Source organism: Pseudoalteromonas sp. XI10, from assembly GCF_001469895.1.
Classification (GTDB): domain Bacteria; phylum Pseudomonadota; class Gammaproteobacteria; order Enterobacterales; family Alteromonadaceae; genus Pseudoalteromonas.
In genome coordinates, this window is record NZ_LOPY01000019.1 from 289,075 (window position 1) to 309,311 (window position 20,237).

Annotated in this window: 18 protein-coding genes; 11 read left to right on the forward strand and 7 right to left on the reverse strand. The window is 40.2% G+C overall.

Features of this window, described 5'->3' with window-relative positions:
* Positions 1–72 precede the first annotated feature (72 nt).
* From AUR67_RS04450 to AUR67_RS04460, 3 genes are all read left to right on the forward strand, one after another.
* Positions 73–360 carry a type II toxin-antitoxin system RelE/ParE family toxin gene (locus AUR67_RS04450; protein WP_058584280.1) on the forward strand — a complete coding sequence of 96 codons (288 nt, stop codon included), beginning with the start codon at positions 73–75 and terminating at the stop codon, positions 358–360.
* Positions 361–370: 10 nt separating this feature from the next.
* Positions 371–700 carry a HigA family addiction module antitoxin gene (locus tag AUR67_RS04455; RefSeq protein ID WP_058584281.1) on the forward strand — a complete coding sequence of 110 codons (330 nt, stop codon included), beginning with the start codon at positions 371–373 and terminating at the stop codon, positions 698–700.
* 129 nt (positions 701–829) lie between these two features.
* Positions 830–1,351, forward strand: coding sequence for a YcxB family protein (locus AUR67_RS04460; protein ID WP_058584282.1), 522 nt, complete (start codon positions 830–832; stop codon positions 1,349–1,351).
* A gap of 112 nt (positions 1,352–1,463) precedes the next feature.
* Here the strand turns inward: AUR67_RS04460 and AUR67_RS04465 are convergent, their stop codons facing one another.
* Positions 1,464–2,870, reverse strand: coding sequence for a YfcC family protein (locus AUR67_RS04465; RefSeq protein ID WP_054564089.1), 1,407 nt, complete (start codon positions 2,868–2,870; stop codon positions 1,464–1,466).
* Between the two features lie 152 nt (positions 2,871–3,022).
* On the reverse strand, positions 3,023–4,243 hold the full coding sequence (locus AUR67_RS04470; RefSeq protein ID WP_058584397.1) for a M24 family metallopeptidase: 1,221 nt from the start codon (positions 4,241–4,243) through the stop codon (positions 3,023–3,025).
* A gap of 129 nt (positions 4,244–4,372) precedes the next feature.
* On the opposite strand from AUR67_RS04470, the gene AUR67_RS04475 reads away from it, so the two are divergent.
* Positions 4,373–5,452: a M24 family metallopeptidase gene (locus AUR67_RS04475; RefSeq protein ID WP_058584283.1), complete on the forward strand. Its 1,080-nt coding sequence runs from the start codon at positions 4,373–4,375 to the stop codon at positions 5,450–5,452.
* Between the two features lie 15 nt (positions 5,453–5,467).
* Here AUR67_RS04475 and AUR67_RS04480 read toward each other — a convergent pair whose 3' ends face one another.
* Together AUR67_RS04480 and AUR67_RS04485 are read right to left on the reverse strand one after the other, a co-directional pair.
* Positions 5,468–6,076: a flavin reductase family protein gene (locus AUR67_RS04480; protein WP_058584284.1), complete on the reverse strand. Its 609-nt coding sequence runs from the start codon at positions 6,074–6,076 to the stop codon at positions 5,468–5,470.
* A gap of 10 nt (positions 6,077–6,086) precedes the next feature.
* On the reverse strand, positions 6,087–6,833 hold the full coding sequence (locus AUR67_RS04485; RefSeq protein ID WP_058584285.1) for an SDR family NAD(P)-dependent oxidoreductase: 747 nt from the start codon (positions 6,831–6,833) through the stop codon (positions 6,087–6,089).
* A gap of 423 nt (positions 6,834–7,256) precedes the next feature.
* On the opposite strand from AUR67_RS04485, the gene ppc reads away from it, so the two are divergent.
* Positions 7,257–9,902, forward strand: coding sequence for a phosphoenolpyruvate carboxylase (gene ppc / locus AUR67_RS04490; RefSeq protein ID WP_058584286.1), 2,646 nt, complete (start codon positions 7,257–7,259; stop codon positions 9,900–9,902).
* Here the strand turns inward: ppc and AUR67_RS04495 are convergent.
* On the reverse strand, positions 9,899–11,938 hold the full coding sequence (locus AUR67_RS04495) for a tetratricopeptide repeat-containing sensor histidine kinase (protein WP_058584287.1): 2,040 nt from the start codon (positions 11,936–11,938) through the stop codon (positions 9,899–9,901). The two genes, ppc and AUR67_RS04495, sit on opposite strands and share 4 nt — an antisense overlap.
* 337 nt (positions 11,939–12,275) lie before the next feature.
* Between AUR67_RS04495 and AUR67_RS04500 the strand changes: the two genes are divergently transcribed.
* Both AUR67_RS04500 and cdd read left to right on the forward strand, forming a co-directional pair.
* Positions 12,276–12,644, forward strand: a complete 369-nt coding sequence (locus AUR67_RS04500; protein WP_058584288.1) for a hypothetical protein — start codon at positions 12,276–12,278, stop codon at positions 12,642–12,644.
* A 165-nt stretch (positions 12,645–12,809) separates the two neighbouring features.
* Positions 12,810–13,736 carry a cytidine deaminase gene (gene cdd / locus AUR67_RS04505; RefSeq protein ID WP_058584289.1) on the forward strand — a complete coding sequence of 309 codons (927 nt, stop codon included), beginning with the start codon at positions 12,810–12,812 and terminating at the stop codon, positions 13,734–13,736.
* Here the strand turns inward: cdd and udp are convergent.
* Positions 13,728–14,483: a uridine phosphorylase gene (udp, locus tag AUR67_RS04510; RefSeq protein WP_058584290.1), complete on the reverse strand. Its 756-nt coding sequence runs from the start codon at positions 14,481–14,483 to the stop codon at positions 13,728–13,730. The genes cdd and udp overlap by 9 nt on opposite strands.
* A gap of 145 nt (positions 14,484–14,628) precedes the next feature.
* Here udp and AUR67_RS04515 point away from each other — a divergent pair, with 145 nt between their 5' ends.
* From AUR67_RS04515 to AUR67_RS04530, 4 genes are all read left to right on the forward strand, one after another.
* Positions 14,629–15,408: a DUF2189 domain-containing protein gene (locus AUR67_RS04515; protein WP_054564098.1), complete on the forward strand. Its 780-nt coding sequence runs from the start codon at positions 14,629–14,631 to the stop codon at positions 15,406–15,408.
* Between the two features lie 289 nt (positions 15,409–15,697).
* A complete protein-coding gene (locus AUR67_RS04520) occupies positions 15,698–16,807 on the forward strand; it encodes an arginase family protein (RefSeq protein ID WP_058584291.1) in 1,110 nt (369 codons plus the stop codon).
* Positions 16,808–16,931: 124 nt separating this feature from the next.
* Complete coding sequence (locus AUR67_RS04525; RefSeq protein ID WP_058584292.1) at positions 16,932–17,624, forward strand: substrate-binding periplasmic protein; 693 nt, start codon at positions 16,932–16,934, stop codon at positions 17,622–17,624.
* Between the two features lie 143 nt (positions 17,625–17,767).
* Positions 17,768–19,054 carry a hemolysin family protein gene (locus tag AUR67_RS04530; RefSeq protein WP_058584293.1) on the forward strand — a complete coding sequence of 429 codons (1,287 nt, stop codon included), beginning with the start codon at positions 17,768–17,770 and terminating at the stop codon, positions 19,052–19,054.
* Positions 19,055–19,069: 15 nt separating this feature from the next.
* On the opposite strand, the gene iadA is transcribed toward AUR67_RS04530, so the two are convergent.
* Positions 19,070–20,236 carry a beta-aspartyl-peptidase gene (gene iadA, locus AUR67_RS04535; RefSeq protein WP_058584294.1) on the reverse strand — a complete coding sequence of 389 codons (1,167 nt, stop codon included), beginning with the start codon at positions 20,234–20,236 and terminating at the stop codon, positions 19,070–19,072.
* Position 20,237: the final 1 nt, after the last annotated feature.

Consider the following 20,237-nt stretch of genomic DNA (forward strand, 5'->3'; position numbering starts at 1 on the left):
TATATGTGTTGTGCACATTGTTACTGTGCGCTATTATTTCTGTATTGATGCACAATAGGACAGTGCAAGGATATGGCTGTAAATTTTAAGGATGAGTGGCTCGAAGCATTCTATGAAGAGGATAAGCGGCATCGATTAATCCCTAAGGTTATCGAGAATGCTTTATATCGTAAGCTAGAAATATTAGATGCAGCAAAGGCTGAATCTGACTTAAGAGTACCACCAGGTAACCGGTTTGAACATCTTGAAGGTAACTTGAAAGATTGGTGTTCAATACGAGTGAACAAACAGTATCGATTGATTTTTAAGTGGGTTGATGGTGTAGCAGAAAACACCTATTTAGACCCTCATAAGTATTGAGGTAAGAGTTATGCGTATAACAAAGCGTCGTCCTGTGAGTGTAGGTGAAATGCTGAAGCTAGAGTTTTTAGAGCCTATGGACATTACATCAAAAACTTTAGCTGAAGCTATGGGTGTGCATAGAAATACTGTTAGTAACTTGATCAATGGCGGTAGCTTAACAGCGCCACTTGCAATTAAACTGGCTGCTGCTTTAGGGAATACACCCGAGTTTTGGCTTAATATCCAGCACTCTGTAGATTTATGGGATACGAGAAATCGTTATCAAGAAGAAGCTAAATCTGTAAAACCTTTGTTTTCTGCTCAAGAAACTTCACTACGTACATCACAAACTATTTAAAGAAGTCTTAACGTATATTGTTAATCCACTCTACAGGTTAGGCTGTTGAGTGTTCACACCTTAATTATTTGCTTTGTACCAAGGGACTTTGTATTTATGGACTCTTTATTATAAGGACATTTTCAATTCATGATTAAAAACATAACCATTACAAAGCAAGATTACTTAGAGTACTCCAAATTTGCGGTGAGTAGGCTGTGTAATGCAAAAAGTAAAGCAAGCTCTAGTTTTCTTAAGAATATGATCATCTGGTTTGTATTGGCTGTAACTTTTATGTCTGTGTTCCAATTAAAGTCTATTCGTTTTAATGATTTTCATTGGCAATCTGCGCTGATCACAGCAATTCCTTTTTCAATATTACTTATTGTTTTTCTATACAACATTAATAAATTCAAAAGACTGTCAATTCCAAATGATAGTGGTTTAGTGATTGGAAAGAAAAGCTTAGAGTTTCAAGCTGACGGAATAACTGAAATAACTAATCTAGGACATTGCTTCTATAAGTGGGAAGCAGTAGAGGTAATTGAAGATCATAAAGATAACGTGTATATCTTTGTCGATAAATTGTCAGCATTGATCATTCCGGAAAATTCATTTGCTAGTGAAGCTGAGAAAGACGAGTTAAAAGCTTTCGTACAGAAATTTTTATGATTAGCTTTTTCATCTGACAATATTTCGTGGCAAGTATTGCACAGAGCCACGCTAACACAAAGGTGTTAGCGTGCATCATTAATTTAGGAGCCAATTAGCTCACTCAACTAACTTAATTTAGGGTGGGCTGCACATCTAAGCCATAGCCAAACATTACAGCTAAAACTAATACAACCGATGCTGCGACCATTAGTTTAATTAGTAGTGGTAAACAGAATCTAAACCAATGGCCGTAAGGCACACCAGCCATGCCTAAAATACCCATCAGTACAGCATTGGTAGGAATGATCATATTTGAAAAGCCATCACCAAATTGATAAGCAAGCACGGCGACTTGCCTTGGTACACCCACTAAATCACCTAGTGGCGCCATCAGTGGCATGGTGACATAAGCCTGCCCTGAACCAGAAGGAATAAAGGTATTAAGCAGGGTTTGAATAACCAACATGCCAATTGCAGATATTTCAGCTGATACATAAGAAAGCGGTAACGACATACCATGTACAAGGCTATGTAGGATTTGGCCGTCTTCTAAAATAAGTGCGATACCCCGTGCAACACCAATTAACACTGCGGTAGTAACAAGATCAGATACGCCTTCTATAAATTTGTTTGCTGCTTCATCAGCAGATAGTTTGCCTAAGATGGCGACAACCACACCCCACGCAATAAAAACACCGCCTAGCTCGTATAAGTACCAGCCCTTCGTTGCGATGCCCCATACTGCAATTGCAAGGGTAATAATAAAGCTGCCTAAAATAAGTTTATGGCGCAGGGCAAGTGCTGGGTAACTTGTTGCTGTTTGATTTTCCAGTGGGCAAGGCACGCCAATCATCATCGATTTAGACGGATCGTTAGCTACCTTTTTGGTGTATTGCCAAACATGATGAAATCCAATGAGCACAAATGGAATAAATATAGCTAAACGTAACCACAGACCAGAGTAAACAGGAATACCTGCAATTTGCTGTGCGATTAAAACAGTAAATGGGTTAAATGCCGAAACACCATAACCAATACCATAACCTGCGACTATCATACCTACGGCAGTCATTGCATCTAGGCGCATTGCCTTACAAAGCGCTACAAGAATAATAACAAAAGGAATATATTCACCGGCGGTACCAATACTGCTTGATGCCAAGGCAAAGCAAAACACCACCATAAAGATTAATCGCTGCGGCTTTTTACCATGTCGCTCTAAAAGCCTACCAATGAGTGCATCAACAGTGCCTGTGGCACGTGCAACAGCTAATACGCCGCCAACAATTAACACAAAGAAAATAACATCTTGAGCAGCAGCAAATGCACGAGGTATGGCTTGTAATAAATCCCATGGGGTTAAGTAATGGCGCTCAGCAACTGTTTGATAGGTGCCCGCAACAACCATTTCTCGGCCAGATTCACTTAATGTAGTAGTGAAAAAACCTTGTGGTACTAACCAGGTAGCTATAAGCGCAACAACCATCATGCCCAGTAGCAGTATCAGGGTATGTGGAACTTTAAAACGTAAACCCATTTATTCTCCGTAATTATGTTAGGTTAAATTCTTGAAATCATAACATGATAAAAGCGGATTGGTTGTCTCTAAAATGTCCACACTGTTAATAATTGTAATAATTTCGATACAAAAAAGGCCAGAAAACTGGCCTTATAAAGTTTATTTGAATTTTATTTAGCTAACCCAAACGGGTCATCAATGCTATGAGCAGGCTCGGTAAACCAGCGCGGACCTTCGTCTGTCATATAAAAGTGATCTTCTAAGCGAATACCAAACTCATCCGGTATTACTAACATAGGTTCGTTACTAAAACACATACCTGTTGCGAGTGGGGTAGGGTTACCACCGACAAGGTATGGCCATTCATGAATATCTAAACCAATGCCATGGCCGGTTCTGTGTGGACAGCCTGGTGTTTGATATTCTGGTCCCATGCCATTTTCGGCGAGGTACTGCCTTGCAGCATCATCTACTTTGCCACATGGCTCACCATTTTTTGCGGCCGCAAAAGCAGCAAGTTGAGCATTTTTCTCGTGTTGCCAAAACATACGTTGACGATCGGTTGCTTCACCAAATACATAAGTACGAGTAATGTCAGAGAGGTAATCATGTACTTTACAGCCAGTATCAATCAGTACCACATCACCTTTTTTAAGGGTTTGCGGGTTTTTAACGCCATGCGGGAAAGACGACGCAACACCAAATAACACAATACAAAAATAGTTACCCGGTGCGCCGACTTTTTGGTGCGCTTTTTTAATAAAGGCTTCAACCTGAGTGGTGGTGATACCTTCATAAAGCATACTTGCCGTTGCTTTATGTACTTCTAAAGTCATGTCCATAGCACGTTGCATTAAAGCAAGTTCGCTGGCTGATTTATGCATGCGGCAGTGAGCTGTTACGCACTGTGCGTTAACAATATTGTAATTGCCGTTAGCTTTATTAATACCGTCGTAGATAAAAAACTGTGCGCTTTCATCAATACCAAGGGTGCCATTTTTGCTAATGCCCATTTCTGTAAGAATATCTACACACAGTTGATAAGGGTTTTCGTGCTCTTGCCAGCCACGAATTGGGCCATCAATCACCATAAAATCGTTTAAGCTGCCGATTTCAAAAAATGGCGCTATGTATTGCACATCACCTTTAGCAGGTAAAATAGCGCCAACTAAACGCTCGCTTGCGTACCAACGCATACCCGTAAAGTAGGCTAGGTTAGTGCCTGCATTTAAGTAAATTGCATCAATATTGTTTGCTTGCATATACGCTTGTGCTTTTGCGATACGCGCATGAAATTCGTCATTTTGAATAGGGGTTAAATCTGTTGTCATATCTGACAAAGAGTCAAGTGCCTGATCTGACGTTTGTGTGCCAATACCATATGTTGTCATTGTGTACTCCTTGGTTTTTTGTGCATTGTGGCTTGAGTAAACAGTTGATGCAAACTCACTGCGACTAATCGCATAATATTCGTATTTATGGTTATAACTGTTAGCATGCGCAAAAAATAAGGAGCGACAATGCAAGTTAATTACTTAAAAAGACAAGCTGAATTTAAAGCCTTGCTAGAGCAACAAGGTTACAGCGCCATGTTAGTACTTGGCCATGAAAATATTCGTTACTTAAGTGGTTTTAGCGGTAATGCTGCTTATGCCTTAATTACTCAAAACGCGTGTGTGTTGATCACTGATTATCGTTACCATCAACGCGCAATTGCTGAAACAACAGGGTTCGAAATTGTTTGTCGAGACAGAGACAACGAAACCCTTGGCCATTGTATAAATAGACACCTTAACCCAAACAGCAATGTCGCATTTGATGCAAGCTATGTCACGGTAGCAATTTGGCAAGGTGTGGCAGATGAACTAACCGGCCACACTTTAACAGCGGTAAACGGTTTAATTGAAAAACTAAGACGCGTTAAAGATAGCTGGGAAGTTGCACAAATTAAAGCTGCTGCGGCCATCGCTGATGAAGCATTAGCACAAACGCTACCTTATTTTAAACCGGGTGTGACTGAGCGTGACCTTGCCTTAGAGCTTGAATTTAGAATGCAAAAGCTAGGTTCAGAAGGTATGTCGTTTGCCACTATCATGCTATTTGCAGAGCGCTCAGCCTTGCCGCACGGTAACCCGTCAGATCAGGTTTTAAAGCAAGGTGACTTTGTAACCCTTGATTTTGGTGCGGTTGTAAATGGCTATCGCTCTGATATGACCCGCAGTTACATCATTGGCGAAGCGTCAGAAAAACAAACCCGTATTTATAATACTGTTCTTGATGCACAAAATGCGGCACTTGAAATGGTTAAACCGGGTATTAATTGTTTAGATTTAAATGCTATATCAAACAAGGTGATTGCTAAGGCGGGCTTTGGCGAATACGCCGGTAAAGGGCTTGGCCATGGTTTAGGGCTGTTTTTACATGAAGTGCCATTCATCAACACATTGACTGACTACAACCTTGAAGTTGGTAATGTGATCACCATTGAGCCTGGCATTTATATACCAGGCTATGGTGGTGTGCGCCTTGAAGATGACATAGTTGTCACCGAATCTGGCTTTGAGGTGTTAACCCATGCGCCTAAGCCATTTATAATCTAGTGCTTAAATTAAAGGTTATTTTTTAGCATACGCTAAGCGGGCTAAACGTTCAGTTACATGGTAACTATCAAGCCCGCTCACTGCGACTGTGTCAATGGCTTCAATATCGACAAAGCCATCTTGTTGCAAACACGCCTCATCTAAGTAAATGTCGGTTATTTCACCTATGATCAGCTCAGTGCCATTGATGGCAAGGTGATGGTGTTCTCTCAGCTCAAGCGCATATTTAAGCTTACTTTCTTTTACAAAAGGCGCTGTAAATTCATTTAGGTATTCAGTACTGAGCCCTGTTGCATCAAATTCAGACTCGTCCTTGTCGTAGCGTGCCGATGTTTGATGTGCTTTGTTATAAATGTCTTTGTTCACATGGTTAATCGTGTACTGCTTGGTGGCTAATAAGTTCTCTAGGGTATGGCGAGGCACTGAATGAGGCCTAATTATCATACCCACTAAAGGGGGATGTGCCCCAAGATGAAATACTGAACTGACAATCGCTAAATTAGTTTGGCCGTTGCTATCTTGAGTACCAACCAAGTTGGCACTTTTAAACCCCGACAAACTATTAATTAAATGAGCGCGGTAGCGGTTTTCTAAATCAGCAATGGCTTGTTTTGTAAAATGCATAAATTTCCTGTTACCAGTCTATGGGTTTTCCTTGCCAGTCAAAGTAGGCAGGGTTTTGTGATTGTTGTAAATAGTCAGCATCACTTATCAATGAATACAATTGCTCGGCTACAAACTCAGGGGTAAATAGCTTTCCTTCGGGCACATTTGCCTGAAAAGGTTTTGATAATGGCGTATCAGTAGTACCTGGGTGAAATAACACGCAGTGGCATTTTTTATAGCGTCTGCTAAGTTCAATTGCTGCAGATTTAAATAACATATTTAATGCCGCCTTCGATGCCCGATAGCTATACCAACCGCCTAACTTGTTATCACTGATACTACCAACACGTGCACTAAGGGCACACACCACAGTTGAAAGTTGTGGCTTTAAAAGCGTTGAGAATAAAGTTACACAACGAATTGGTAGTAGAGCATTCGTCGTCATGCTGTTTATAAAGTGCTGCTCAGATATTTGTTCAAGTTTACGTTCAGGCGCATTATCTGGATCATGCAATAAGCCGTTAAATATCATCAACTGGGCCAAATCATAGTTGCCACCAGCAAGTTCTTTAGCAATGCCACTTAAGCTTTGCTCTGAGTAGTCAGTAATAAAATGCTGGTGGCTTATCTCATTGCTTGATGACTCATTTAAACTTGCCTTAAATTCACCTCGACTGATGGTTACGATATGACCCGTGTTGATTTGTTTATGAAGAGTAGTGAAATAGGCATTTGCAATTTCACTGCTTGCACCGCACAAAATATAGAGTTGCATTTTTGACCTGTTCTAAAAATATTTGAAAATTTTTTCGCTCAAACTATCACCAATTAATAAAATGATAGTAGCTCTGTTTGTCTTGATCTAACCCTACAAACACATAAAAAAGGCGGGTAAAGATTTGACCATGCAAACATTAAGGATGCCTTAATTTACGGGGATTTTACCTTTTAAATTGGTAAGTCCATTTTACCAATTGAGCTGGCTTTAACGCTTTGTAGCTGACTAAGCTGCGTATTTATTACACTTTTATGTTTATAGATTGGTTATTCTTTTTTACGAGTATGTTAGAAAATTCGATCTATTAAATTAACGCTGACAATGATATTAATAAAAGGGATCAGTATTTAGCAGCGTTCGTGCTTGGCTAAATACTGTGCAGTAAGTACTTTCAACTTAGTTAAAGAAAGGAGTATGAGAATGAGTGAACAATACGCTGCACTTCGCGGTAATGTTAGTATGCTTGGACAAATGCTGGGTCAAACCATTAAAGATGCACAAGGACAAGTCATTTTAGATAAGGTAGAAGAGATTCGCGCTTTATCTAAATCGTCACGTAGTGGTAACGAAGCCGACAGACAAGCGCTTATCGAAGTACTACACGCTCTCACAGATGAAGAACTATTACCGGTTGCACGCTCATTTAATCATTTTTTGAATCTTGCTAATGTTGCTGAACAATTCCATACCGTATCGCGCTTTAATGATGTTGGTTTTTGCCAACTAAACCCTCTCACTCAAACATTAAAAGCGTTAGCAACAGCATCAAAGCAAGGTCAAGTTGATCCTAATCACTTGGCACAAACACTCTCAAAACTCCACATCAATTTAGTACTGACGGCTCACCCAACTGAGGTGACACGCCGTACAATGATCAATAAACACGTAGAATTAAGTGATTGCCTTGCCTCTTTAGAGCGTAAAGACAACTTACCTAGTGAACGTGCAGATTTATTAAATCGCATTGCCCAACTTATTAGCCAAGCGTGGCATACCGACGACATTCGTCGCTCACGCCCAACGCCAATTGACGAAGCTAAATGGGGTTTTGCGGTTATTGAAAATAGCCTGTGGCATGCCGTACCGCGTTTCTTACGCGAGTTTGGCGATGACGTAAAAGCAGAGCTTGATTTAGAGCTACCTATTGATTTCAGTCCAATTGAATTTACTTCTTGGATGGGGGGCGACCGTGATGGTAACCCGTTTGTAACTGCTGAAGTCACACAGCAAGTACTTGATCATGGCCGCTGGATGGCACTCGATTTGTATTCCCGTGATATCGAAACGCTAAGCAATGAGTTATCTATGTCGGATGCAAGCGATGAGCTTATTGAGCTTGCGGGCCAAGACTTTGAACCTTACCGTGCGGTACTCAAAAAATTAAAGAATCAAATTGCTGAAACTGTGACGCATTTGGGCGCTAAAATTAAGAAAAAGCGCACTGATTCTGAAGATTTAATTACCGATATCGCGCAAATTAAACACCCAATCGAAGTGTGTTATCGCTCGCTTATTAAAACCAACATGAAAGTAGTTGCTGATGGCTTGCTGCTTGATGTTCTGCGCCGTATTAACAGCTTTGGTCTGCGCCTTGCAAAACTTGATGTACGTCAGGATTCATCGCGTCATGGTGATGTTTTCTCTGAGTTAACACGTTATTTAGGTTTAGGTGATTACCATCAATGGCAAGAGGAAGACAAACAAGCGTTTTTACTTGCTGAGCTAAACTCTCGACGTCCGCTAATTCCAAAACATTGGCAACCAAGCCCAGAAGTACAAGAGGTGCTAGATACATTCGATGTAATCGCAGCGCAAGATGCTCAAACATTTGGCTTGTATATTATCTCGATGGCACGTACCGCATCTGATGTGCTGGCAGTACAGTTACTGCTTAAAGAAAGTGGTTGTAAGTTTAACTTACCGGTTGCGCCATTATTTGAAACATTAGACGACTTAAATAATGGTAAAGAGGTTATCGAATGTTTACTTGATAACACTTGGTACCGTGGCCATATTCAAAACCAACAAAATGTCATGATCGGCTACTCAGACTCAGCAAAAGATGCAGGCATGATGGCTGCTGGTTGGGCACAATATGAAGCTATGGATAAACTTGTTCAATTAGCTGAAAATCGCGGTATTGAGCTTATTTTATTCCACGGCCGTGGTGGTACTGTCGGCCGCGGTGGTGCTCCAGCTGCCCAAGCACTTCGCTCACAGCCTCCAGGTTCATTAAAAGGTGGCCTACGTGTAACAGAGCAGGGTGAAATGATCCGCTTTAAGTTTGGTTTACCTGCTGTTGCTCTGCAAAGCTTAAATATTTATGCCGGTGCAGTTCTAGAAAGTAACTTGTTGCCGCCACCAGAGCCAAAGAGCGAATGGCGTGATGTTATGGAGCTTATTAGTGCAGATTCGTGTGAGCATTACCGTCAAGTTGTACGCCATGATGAAAACTTTGTGCCTTATTTTAGAATGGCAACCCCAGAGCAAGAGCTTTCTAAACTGCCACTTGGTTCTCGCCCTGCGAAGCGTAACCCGAACGGTGGGGTAGAAAGCCTTCGTGCTATTCCATGGATCTTTGCATGGAGCCAAAACCGTTTAATGCTGCCAGCTTGGTTAGGTGCATTAACAGGTCTTAAAGCTGCGTTAGATAAGTATGGCATCGAGACACTTCATGAAATGAGCTTAAAATGGCCATTCTTCCGTGCTCGTTTAGAAATGCTAGAGATGGTATTTAGTAAAGCTGATACATGGTTAAGTGCGCATTACGATGATGCATTAGTAACTGAGCAATATAAGCCATTAGGCGTGAAGTTACGTCAGGAATTGAGCGAGGCTATTGAGCTTGTTCAGTCGCTTAGCCCACAAAAGAGCTTACTTGCAGACCAACCTTGGATCAAAGAGTCAATCGGGCTTCGTAATCCGTACACAGATCCACTTAACTTATTACAAGTTGAGTTACTACGTCGTTCACGTGAAGCTGACGAGGGTTCAGAGGGCGATATTGATAATGCATTAATGATCACTATGACAGGTATTGCTGCAGGTATGCGTAATACTGGTTAATAGCTAGTATCATCAATCAATCGAGCATCGATTGGTAGACTAATAACAAAACGAGCGCCGTGTTTACATGACTCGGCGCTAATTTTCCCTCTAAGGTTATATTTAACTGCGTTAAATACCACGTTTAAACCAAGTCCCAAATGATTACCGCCTAAATTAGTGGTGTAAAATGGCGTAAATATTTCATGAAGTATTTCGTCGTTTATTCCGACTCCGTTATCTTGGTAGGTAATTTCAACCACATGTGTATAGGCTTTAACTATTACTTCGACAACACCTTTGTCAGTATTAACAAAGCCATGCTCGCAGGAATTAATAACCAAGGTTTTTAATACATCACTTAAGATAGTCGGATAAGACGTAATAACACCCTCATCGCCATGAATTTTAAACTCAATTTGTTTACCCAGATGTTTACTCAAAGGGTATAAACGATGACTAATAAAGCTTGGCAGCTGTATTTTGCTCATTGGTTTATCAAGGTGTATCGACACATTGAGCGCTTTAAATTCTTCGACGATGCCGGCAAGTCGATTAATGCTACTGATCACTAGCTCTTTAGCGCTATTGGTATCAGTGATGAACTTATGAAAATGCTTGCTAGAGAGCTCTCGGGCTTTAAATTTTTCTTCTAAACCTTCCATGTAATCATCTATTAATGAACTTGCTGTCACTATGGTGCCAATAGGGGTATTAAGCTGATGCGCCATACCGGATACCAGTGCTGTTAAAGAGGCTATTTTTTCGATTTCAATCAGATGATCTTGCGTATCTTTTAACTGCTCTAATGCTTTAGCTAATTTTTGTTTTTGTTTGTCTATGCTGTTAATGGCGATAAATGAGCCAAATAAAATAACAACTAAACAGATGCTTACTACAATCGTGAGATCTTTAAATGCATTGGCTTTAGTGGCTTTTATTTGCTCAGCACGAGTTAGGTTAGAAATTCTTACTTCTTTTGCAGCAACATCGGCTTCTGCAAGCGCTTTTGCTAAATTGACTTTGGCTTGTCTGGTTAAAATAGCTGCGTTAATGAACGAATATTGTTTATAAGCGCTAAGTGCATTTACATAATTTTTTTGTTGCTCGTAAAGCTCTGCAGTTAATTTGGCAATCGATAACAGGGCTTCAAAGTTAGTATGGCTAACAGTGTGAGTATCAACGGATGCAAGCGTTGTGAGTGCTCTGTCAGTATGTCCTTGTGCTTCATACGTTTCTGCTAAACATAAAATAATATTAAGTTGCTCATTCTCAAGCTGTTTATTTTCAATAAGCGTCGAAGCCTCGTTGAGTACCTTTTCTGAGTCTTCTAAAAAACCCTGAAAACGTAATACTTTGGCTTTTAGAACGAGACTTGAAGCAAGGTGAGTGGTGTAGTTGTGTTGGCTTTGCAGCCCAATAGCTTCATTGATAACCTTGAGTGCATTTGAGTACTGTTTTAATCCAATTAAAGCAAGCGCTAAGTTATTACTAGCAAATGATTCGTTGAGAGTTTGATTTTTACTGTGGGCATAATCTCGATAGTAACTGAACGAGTCGGCAGCTTCTTTATAACGGTTTAAACGTAGCTTTACCAAAGCGATATTATTTTCGGTTTGATAAACTAAACGCTCATCTCGAGATTGTGCAAATGGCATGGCATCGCGATAGTAAGCTAAGGCTTCTTCATATAGACCTAAGCGCGCATAAATGCCCCCTGAAATATTGAAATAGCCATACATAAGGTCTTTTTCATCAGATTGAGAAACCATATTCATGTACTTAACAATGGTTTCCATGGCTTGTTCAAGCCTGTCAGTCTCAAGCAAAAACCAAGCTTTATAATTAGTGACTATAATCTTTTGTTCTAGTGTTAGTTCGGTAGTTTCAATCAGCGCATTGACAAACTCAAGCCCTTCTTGAGGTGAACTGGCGTAGCTTTGCCTTATTGAGGCTCTAAGCTTTTCAAACTCTTTAATGGGCATCGCTTTAGGTGTTGTTGAAATTAATAAAATCAACAAGGTAAAGCCAAATAATAAAACCAATCGCGCTTTCATGACACACCAATCCATTTAAAAGTGAGCTTAAAAAACGCTCACCCATTTTGCTGTCTAAATAACGCTAAATATTATAAATTTTAACTAAATATAGGTTTATCTGAAAAAGCTGATTCTATGAAAGGAAAACTCATACTTGTGTTTAAAGTAAATAAGATATGAATTTGCATAACAACTCTTTAAATAAGATCTAATCCTAAAATCTGAATTTCACAACTGGTCATACCTATTTTATTGCTAGGTATTGACTAGAGAGGCGATATTAATAAAATAGCCCAGCTTTTTGATTCAGCTACCGTTAAGCCAAATCAACCCCCACGCTTTTTTAGAGTAACTTATGCCAAATGTGTCTACTTGCATCACTTATGATGCATCGACGTCACTCGTGATGATGACGTTAAGAGGGACTGCTAGTGCACAGGATGTGATAAATTTTTACCAGATTGCCCAACAATATTCAGAATTACATGGGTCAGAGAAAATACTCGTTGATGTGTCTGAGATGACGCACAATTTCGCACCTGCTGATTTATTCACCATTATGCCGGAAGTGGCAAACTCTTTGAAAGAAGCTGTTGTAGCAATAGTTGTAAGTTTTGATGGTTTTATGCACGACTTATTCATGCAAAAAGCAAAGCGCTATAACTTACAAGCTGAAAACTTTGAATGTTTTAACAAAGCAAAAAATTGGCTGGTTCGTCAATAATTGGCCGAGCTAGTCATCGCTATTTTGTTGTGTATATCTGGGCTTACAAATACCGCTAATTTTTAGCTTTTATTGTGCGATTTACCTTGATGTTTACCGCCAAAACCTAGCAATTCATTACGTAACCTTTTAAACTGTTTAGCCAATTAATAATTATAATTTGTTATGACAGCAACTAGGATAGATGCAAGCAAACTAGCTCAAAATTCAGAGCCGTTTAGCTTCAATGATCAACAAAAAAATTCTCTTTTTGCCCAGCTTAAACAGCAACGTGGCATCTTATATCAATCTGATATTTCTTCTCTTTGTCAGCAGTTTCAAGTTAGCCAACTTGAGTTACTAAAAGCCTGTGTACCCGTCGCAAGTTTATTTTCTGTCGCGCCTATTTCTAAATTCTATGTGGGCGCCATTGCAGTTGGGTTAAACAAGCAAGGCGAAACAAATTTCTATTTTGGCGCAAATGTTGAGTTTTCTCATCAAGCATTGAGTTTAGTCGTTCATGCTGAGCAATCAGCCATTAATAATGCATGGCTTAATGGCGCACAAGCAGTGTTAAAAATTGCTATTAGCGATGCACCTTGCGGTTACTGCCGTCAATTTATGAATGAATTGAGCACCGCAGACTCTCTTGAGATTTTATTGCCAGAACGCGATTTTAATTTACATGAGTTATTACCTTATTCATTTGGCCCGAAAGACCTAGGCAATGAAGCCTGTTTATTTTCTAATAAGCAAAGCTATAAACAGTTTACTGAGCTTTCGATTGATGATGCTAAACTTATTCAATTGGCACTCAATGCATACGTGCCTTACACAGGTAACTTTAGTGCGGTTAAATTAACGACTTTTGATGAAGGTGACTTTTACGGAAGTTATGCTGAAAATGCTGCTTATAGCCCAAGCCTTTCGCCATTACAAAGTGCATTGAGTCAGTTTTATCTTGCGGGCTTAACCTTTGATGATAAAACAGTTAAGTCAATCACCTTGTTAGAAACACAAGGGGCAGAAAATCAATATGAGGTGGCTAAAAGTGTGCTGGCAAGCTTTGAAAACCCACCAGCATTTGAGCACTGTGTTGCTAAACTAGTTTAGCAATAGTTTTGCAGCTTCAATGACGACGGCGACTGATTTTTTCTCAATCTCGCCGTGGTCAACATTCGGAATTTCTTGTTTAGTACGATTTACTAATACACCAGCAACACAGGCTGCGCGCAAGCCTAGGGCAGCACACATAGTAAATAGTGTTGCAGATTCCATTTCATAATTCATCACGCCTAGTTTTTGCCACTCTTCACAGCTGCCTTGGAATGAGCGTGGAACATAGCCAGAATAAGTATCGTAACGTTCTTGACCCGGGTAGAAGGTGTCACTCGATGCAGTAATACCAATGTGGAAATTAATTCCTAGCTTATCACATGCATTTACCATCGCTTGTGTTGCAAAGAAGTCAGACACAGCAGGGTAGCTTAGTGGTGCGAAATGCTGGCTAGCACCATCTAAACGAACTGAAGCTTGGCTAATTAAAATATCGCCTTCGTTAATGTGTGGCTGAATTGCACCGGTCGTGCCAATACGCAAAAAGGTATCAATACCTAGCTGAGCAAGCTCTTCAACAGCAATTGATGTAGACGGGCCGCCAATACCGGTAGAACAAACTACAACGCTGTGCCCGTTTAGCTCACCTCGGTATACATGAAATTCACGGGTCTTCGCTAAGCATTCTGGGTTATCGAGAAGTGTTGAAATGCGTGCTGAGCGGTCAGGATCGCCTGGGACAATCGCAAGGGTTGCGCCGTTTAAGTCCTGACGAGTAAGCCCTAAGTGAAATACCTTTTCCATTATTAAACCTTATTTTTGTCTAAAGCGTAATACTTTAATCATATGTGTTTAAAGTACAGGACAGATGTCCTATTAGATCACCAATGTTGCAAGAATTGCACAGATAACCTAAACCTAAAGAAGTAACGATAAAAGAGGATATACTATGCCTGCTTCATCTTCTATGAGTAAACACCATGAGTTTGCACGCTGTTTAGAAAGCTCGAAAATTTCAATTGGTGCGCCTTTTCATTGGTTAGCACTTGCATTTAAAGATATCGCTAATGCGCCCATACTGAGTCTAGTCTACGGATTAGTATTTACTTTGATACCTGCGACTATCATGTATTTTGTTTATCAGTTTGATACACACTTAGTTATATTGCCTGCAGTCGTTGGCTTTGCATTAATTGGCCCTGCTTTTGCTGCCGGACTTTACGATGTTGCATGGGAGCTTGAAAAAGGCCATAAACCTACTTTAATGCACAGCCTTAAATCGATGTTTAGAAACCCAGCAGGTGAATGGGGCTTTGCGGTGTTATTAATGGTAATTATGATTGTTTGGATGCGCTTAGCTGCACTTATTCATGCATTGTACCCGAACGTTGTTAACCCGAGTTTTGAGCAGTTATCTGCGTTTTTAACGCTCGGTAGTATTGTCGGTGGTATCTTACTGGTCACTGTATTTGCTATCTCAGCGTTTACCCCGCAAATTATGATGGAACGCAGAGTTGATATTATGACTGCGGTAATTTCTTCAATGAATGCGGTTAAAACCAATTTTGGTGCCATGGTTGTCTGGGCTGGTTTGATACTATGTTTGGTATTTGTCGGCTTTATTACAGGCACTGCTGGGTTTATTGTCATTATGCCTTTATTGAGTTACGCCAGCTGGCATGCATACATTGCCGTTATCAAAACTAAGAAGCCAAGAGGCTACGAATAATGAGTATTCACTTCGTTTGAATATAAATCTATAGCGGCAATCACCTAGGTTGCCGCAAAATTTGACTTTCTTTTCGCGCATGTTATACCTGCCAAAATACAGCGCTCTTATTTGACTAGAGCAGTTTAAATTCATCTGCATTAAAATTATAACCATTTAATATCAGTGAGTTATAGTTTTGGTTGAGCAAGTGATTGTTGAGTCTCAAAAATCCAGACTTTACACAAACCTGATTGCGTAACTTTTTTAATTACGCATGAATATGCAGATAAAGATCAGCGGAGTAGAGATGAGTAACACACAAAAAGCCTTCCACGAAAAACTAAGTCAGTGTCTTTGTCCTCCTGGCGATGGCGTATTTACAGTTAATACAGCAAAAGAACGTAAAGACGCGCTGCGTACTAAATTATACGGCCAAACAGACAATGTTGATGTGCTATGGAAAGAGTCACTTGAAACACTGGCTGACTCTGAGCACAAAGCGGTAATTTTAGGTATTAGCTCTGACTGTGGCGGTGGTATTTTACGTGGTGCTAACTGGGGTCCACTATTTTTACGCTCTACCTTGATTGATCAACAACCACAAGCGCGCGCCTTTGATTTAGGTGATGTTCGTGTGATCCCGCATTTATTGCATGATAAATACCTTAACGATGCAACCATTACAAACTGTCAAAAAGCGTTATATGCTGATGAAAACAGTGAATATCATGTATCGCCTTTGTCTATCACTGAAGATGTCTGTGATGGCTTTTATGCAAATTACCCAGATAAGGGTATTTTTGGTATCGGTGGCGACCATTCAATTAGCTACCCGCTGACTAAAGCTTACTTAAAAGCAAAACGTGACGCAGGAAAATGCACTGCAATCATTCACTTTGATGCTCATACAGACTTATTAGTTGAACGTTTAGGTATCGATTTATGCTTTGGTTCGTGGTGTACACATATTCTTGAGTACTTACCAGCTCCACGTAACTTAATTCAATTTGGTATTCGCTCTAGTGGTAAGCCTAAGCAACACTGGGAAGACACGTTTGGTGTTAAACAACATTGGGCACACGAAATCATCGAACGCGGCGCTAAAGCAGTTGCCGAAGAAGTTATTGCGCAGCTAAAAGCAGATAATGTTGATGAGCTTTATGTAAGTTTTGATATTGATGCACTTGATGAAAGCTTTGCTTCGGCGACAGGAACACCAGAAGCCGGTGGTTTAACACCTCAGCATGCATTAGATATTCTAGTTGCATTGGCTGATGAATTCCCAATTACTGGTGCTGACATGATGGAAATTGCGCCATTTACCGACAGCTCATTAATCGGTCAGACAAGTTCTGAAACAACTCTAAGAGAAGGCGCTAAAATCTCAGCGTTTTTAATTAATGCAATGAATAAGTAATTGACTCTAGAGCGGAAACACCCTGTTTCCGCTCATTCCTTTTTACTAAAAAATATTTCAATATCTGCAACTCCGAGCTATATTATTATAAAAAATAATTATAATTTATTTGGTATCGCTCATTATGCGCACAATTCTAACCGTGTTATTGCTGCTTTTTCTGCAACCTTGTTTTGCAGCGATCACTGTTGTGACCGAAAACTTCCCTAATTTTCAATACCTAGATGAAAATGGCGTATTAACTGGCACTGTGGTTGATAAAGTTAAATCAGGTTTAGAAAAAAGTGGCGTGGATTATGAGCTGTCTGTAAATTCTTGGTCAATTTCGTATAACGCCGCATTGCGTGATAGTAATACCTGCATCTTTTCTATGGCAAGGCTTCCTGCACGCGAAGATAAATTTACTTGGGTGGCGCAAATCGGTGGTTTTTCGGCGTCGTTCTATTCGTTTAAATCTGAGCAATTAAAAATAGCGAGTATAGATGAAGCTAAGAAGTACCGAATTGCAGTATTAAAAAATAACTATTCACATATTTACTTAAAAGAAAACGGCTTTGATGAACGTAATCAGCTGATCTTACTTGATAGTTTTGACAACATTTATGATGTACTTAAAAGCAGGCGCTCAAGTATAGATTTAGTTATCCTTAGCGATGAACAATTTAAATATGAGCGGGATAGCGACAGCACCCTTGAGGATTTAAAACCGATATTAAAACTGCCCGTTGGCACACCTCAGTTATTCTTTGCCTGCAATAAAAATATCAATCCTGTGACTCTTGAAAAATTAAATAAAGGCTTTGCTGCTATCGATTAAAAATAGCACTTGTTGATTACTAAAAAGTGGCTATAATCAGCTGCTTTTTGTCCATTCTCGCCAAACTCCATGTAGCCTAAACGAGCAAAAAGTTGTTTGCATTCAACACTCTGAATGCGCTTAATTATTCGGTAGGAGCTACAATGAGTGATTTACTCATTATCATGATTTTAATTTTGATCAGTGCATTGTTTGCAATGAGCGAAATTGCGATTGCGGCATCTCGTAAGATCAAATTACGAGTGATGGTGGACGAAGGCAACAAAAAAGCCCAAGCTGTGCTTAGCTTGCAAGAGCAACCTGGGGCATTTTTTGCCATGATACAAATTGCCCTGAACGCAATTGCCATTTTAGGTGGTATTGTTGGTGAGCAAGCATTATCTCCTTACATAGAACAAATCTTAGGCATGATTTATCAAGGCCCGTTATTGAGTCAAATCAGCTTTTTGATTTCGTTTTTGAGTATTACCTCTTTGTTTATTCTATTTGCTGACTTATTACCTAAACGGTTAGCCATGATTATGCCAGAGGCGGTTGCGGTAAACGTGGTGTCCATTATGCGCTGGGTGACCTTTGCGCTCACTCCTTTTGTTGTTTTCTTTAATGGTATAACTAATTTGGTTTTACGCGCGTTTAAAGTACCCGCTGAAAGAGAAGATATTGTCACCACAGAAGACATCGTTGCGATGATGGATGCAGGGGCAGAATACGGCAGCTTACAGCAACAAGAATATGAGCTAATTGGCAATGTATTTGATTTAGAAGCACGTTTTTTATCGAGTGTGATGACTCCTCGCGATCAAATTGTGTATTTTGATGTAAAAGCTGATGCCCAAGAAGTCGCAACCAAAATTATTGAGCACCCTCATAATCACTTTTTAGTGTGTGATGGCAGTTTAGATAAATTAATTGGCTCGGTTGAATCAAAAGATATCCTTCGCAAGGTGCTAAAAGGGCAAACCGCTGAAATCGATAAAGAATTAATAAGCCAAGATATTTTTTATCTGCCAGAAACATTGAGTCTTTCAGAGGCGCTAAATACTTTCAAAAAAGCGGCAGAACCGTTTGCCGTAGTTGTTAATGAGTACGCGCTAATGGTAGGTATTGTTACTGTTAAAGATTTAATGAAAGGATTTATGGGCGACTTAATTAGCCATCAGGGTGAAGAGTTAATTATTCAACGTGATAACTCATCTTGGCTGGTCGATGGTTTAACACCTGTGGTTGAGCTTGCTAAGGTCCTTGAAATTGAAGAGTTCCCAGAGCAGTCTCATTACGAAACAGTCGCAGGGTTTTTGATCTACACAATGAAACGCCTGCCTAAACGCGCCGAGTTTATTAACTATGCTGGCTATAAGTTTGAGGTTGTTGATGTTGAAGGGGTGAAAGTCGAGCAACTACTTGTTACTCGAATTTCGGATACTGTTTAGGCCGCCGATGCGGCCTTATTCAAAGGCGCCTTTAACAAGTGCTTTGCCTTTGCTTACCATATGAACACCCTTTGACCAGCATTCTGTTGGCGCAAGCGTTGTTTTATTAAGTAACACAAGATCGGCATCTGCATTTTGCTTAATTACACCTTTATTTATACCCAATATCTGTGCAGGGTTTGATGTAATCGCCATTAAAGCGTGTTCAATCGAAACATTATATTTTTGCACTGCTTCTACAAACGAGCCATGCAATGTGGACTCTTTGCCTACTTCAAGGCCAAGCAGGTTAAAGCTTTTGTCAAAAATAGGGAGGCTTGCATGGCCATCAGAGCTCATGGTTAGTTTTGTTGGGTCGACTTTATTCTCTAGGCAATAAGCTAGAGCGTGTGCGGCTGAGTATTCACCATGAGCAAGGTCATACTCGGTTGTACTTGTTGTAAAGTCGATAGTGCCACCGGCTTTACAAAACTCTACCCCAGCATTAAGTAAGTCGATATTACGATTCATGTGAGTTGGGTAAAATTGTGTCAGCGAAATATCGGTTAGCTTATCAACCTCATGTAATAAAGATAAATGTGTATCAACAGGGCCAACATGAATGCTGACAGTGCCTTTTTTACCACTTAACATGCCAGCCACTTTTGACTCAGCGGCAAGCTCTGCCAGCTGTTGCACTGTGGGTTGGCTGCTACGATGATCCGATATAGCAACTTCTCCCACGCCAATAAACTCATCTATGTACATTAAATCGCTGGTGATAGAGCCTGTCAGTGTTTTCGCAGGTAAATGATATGAGCCCGAATGACAAAAAACGTTGAGCCCAAGCTCTTTCAGCTCTTTTGCTTTAGCGATCAGGTTACTATGAGTTCGGCTACTTGAGTCAGTGCCAAGAGCTGCAATAACGGTTGTTGTACCATGCAGTGTTGCATCAGTCAGGTTCATTTCTGGTGTTCTACTTGCAAAGCCAGCTTCGCCGCCTCCGCCAGTTATATGAACGAGTGAATCAACAAACCCCGGGGCCAAAATACAATGAGTGCCATCAACCGTGGTAATCCCCTGATAGGTATCGATAGTTATTTCAGGCTGTATATCAACTATTTTTGTGCCAGCAATAAGAACATCTTGAATGCCTAAAGGTGAGGGGGCGAAAACGTCTGCGCCTTTTATAAGTGTTAACATA

Bases quoted from the DNA above. Each gene is read 5' to 3' on its own strand.
- AUR67_RS04450 (WP_058584280.1), top strand. From the start codon at position 73: ATGGCTGTAAATTTTAAGGATGAGTGGCTCGAAGCATTCTATGAAGAG.
- AUR67_RS04455 (WP_058584281.1), top strand. From the start codon at position 371: ATGCGTATAACAAAGCGTCGTCCTGTGAGTGTAGGTGAAATGCTGAAG.
- AUR67_RS04460 (WP_058584282.1), top strand. From the start codon at position 830: ATGATTAAAAACATAACCATTACAAAGCAAGATTACTTAGAGTACTCC.
- AUR67_RS04465 (WP_054564089.1), bottom strand. From the start codon at position 2,870: ATGGGTTTACGTTTTAAAGTTCCACATACCCTGATACTGCTACTGGGC.
- AUR67_RS04470 (WP_058584397.1), bottom strand. From the start codon at position 4,243: ATGACAACATATGGTATTGGCACACAAACGTCAGATCAGGCACTTGAC.
- AUR67_RS04475 (WP_058584283.1), top strand. From the start codon at position 4,373: ATGCAAGTTAATTACTTAAAAAGACAAGCTGAATTTAAAGCCTTGCTA.
- AUR67_RS04480 (WP_058584284.1), bottom strand. From the start codon at position 6,076: ATGCATTTTACAAAACAAGCCATTGCTGATTTAGAAAACCGCTACCGC.
- AUR67_RS04485 (WP_058584285.1), bottom strand. From the start codon at position 6,833: ATGCAACTCTATATTTTGTGCGGTGCAAGCAGTGAAATTGCAAATGCC.
- ppc (WP_058584286.1), top strand. From the start codon at position 7,257: ATGAGTGAACAATACGCTGCACTTCGCGGTAATGTTAGTATGCTTGGA.
- AUR67_RS04495 (WP_058584287.1), bottom strand. From the start codon at position 11,938: ATGAAAGCGCGATTGGTTTTATTATTTGGCTTTACCTTGTTGATTTTA.
- AUR67_RS04500 (WP_058584288.1), top strand. From the start codon at position 12,276: ATGCCAAATGTGTCTACTTGCATCACTTATGATGCATCGACGTCACTC.
- cdd (WP_058584289.1), top strand. From the start codon at position 12,810: ATGACAGCAACTAGGATAGATGCAAGCAAACTAGCTCAAAATTCAGAG.
- udp (WP_058584290.1), bottom strand. From the start codon at position 14,483: ATGGAAAAGGTATTTCACTTAGGGCTTACTCGTCAGGACTTAAACGGC.
- AUR67_RS04515 (WP_054564098.1), top strand. From the start codon at position 14,629: ATGCCTGCTTCATCTTCTATGAGTAAACACCATGAGTTTGCACGCTGT.
- AUR67_RS04520 (WP_058584291.1), top strand. From the start codon at position 15,698: ATGAGTAACACACAAAAAGCCTTCCACGAAAAACTAAGTCAGTGTCTT.
- AUR67_RS04525 (WP_058584292.1), top strand. From the start codon at position 16,932: ATGCGCACAATTCTAACCGTGTTATTGCTGCTTTTTCTGCAACCTTGT.
- AUR67_RS04530 (WP_058584293.1), top strand. From the start codon at position 17,768: ATGAGTGATTTACTCATTATCATGATTTTAATTTTGATCAGTGCATTG.
- iadA (WP_058584294.1), bottom strand. From the start codon at position 20,236: ATGTTAACACTTATAAAAGGCGCAGACGTTTTCGCCCCCTCACCTTTA.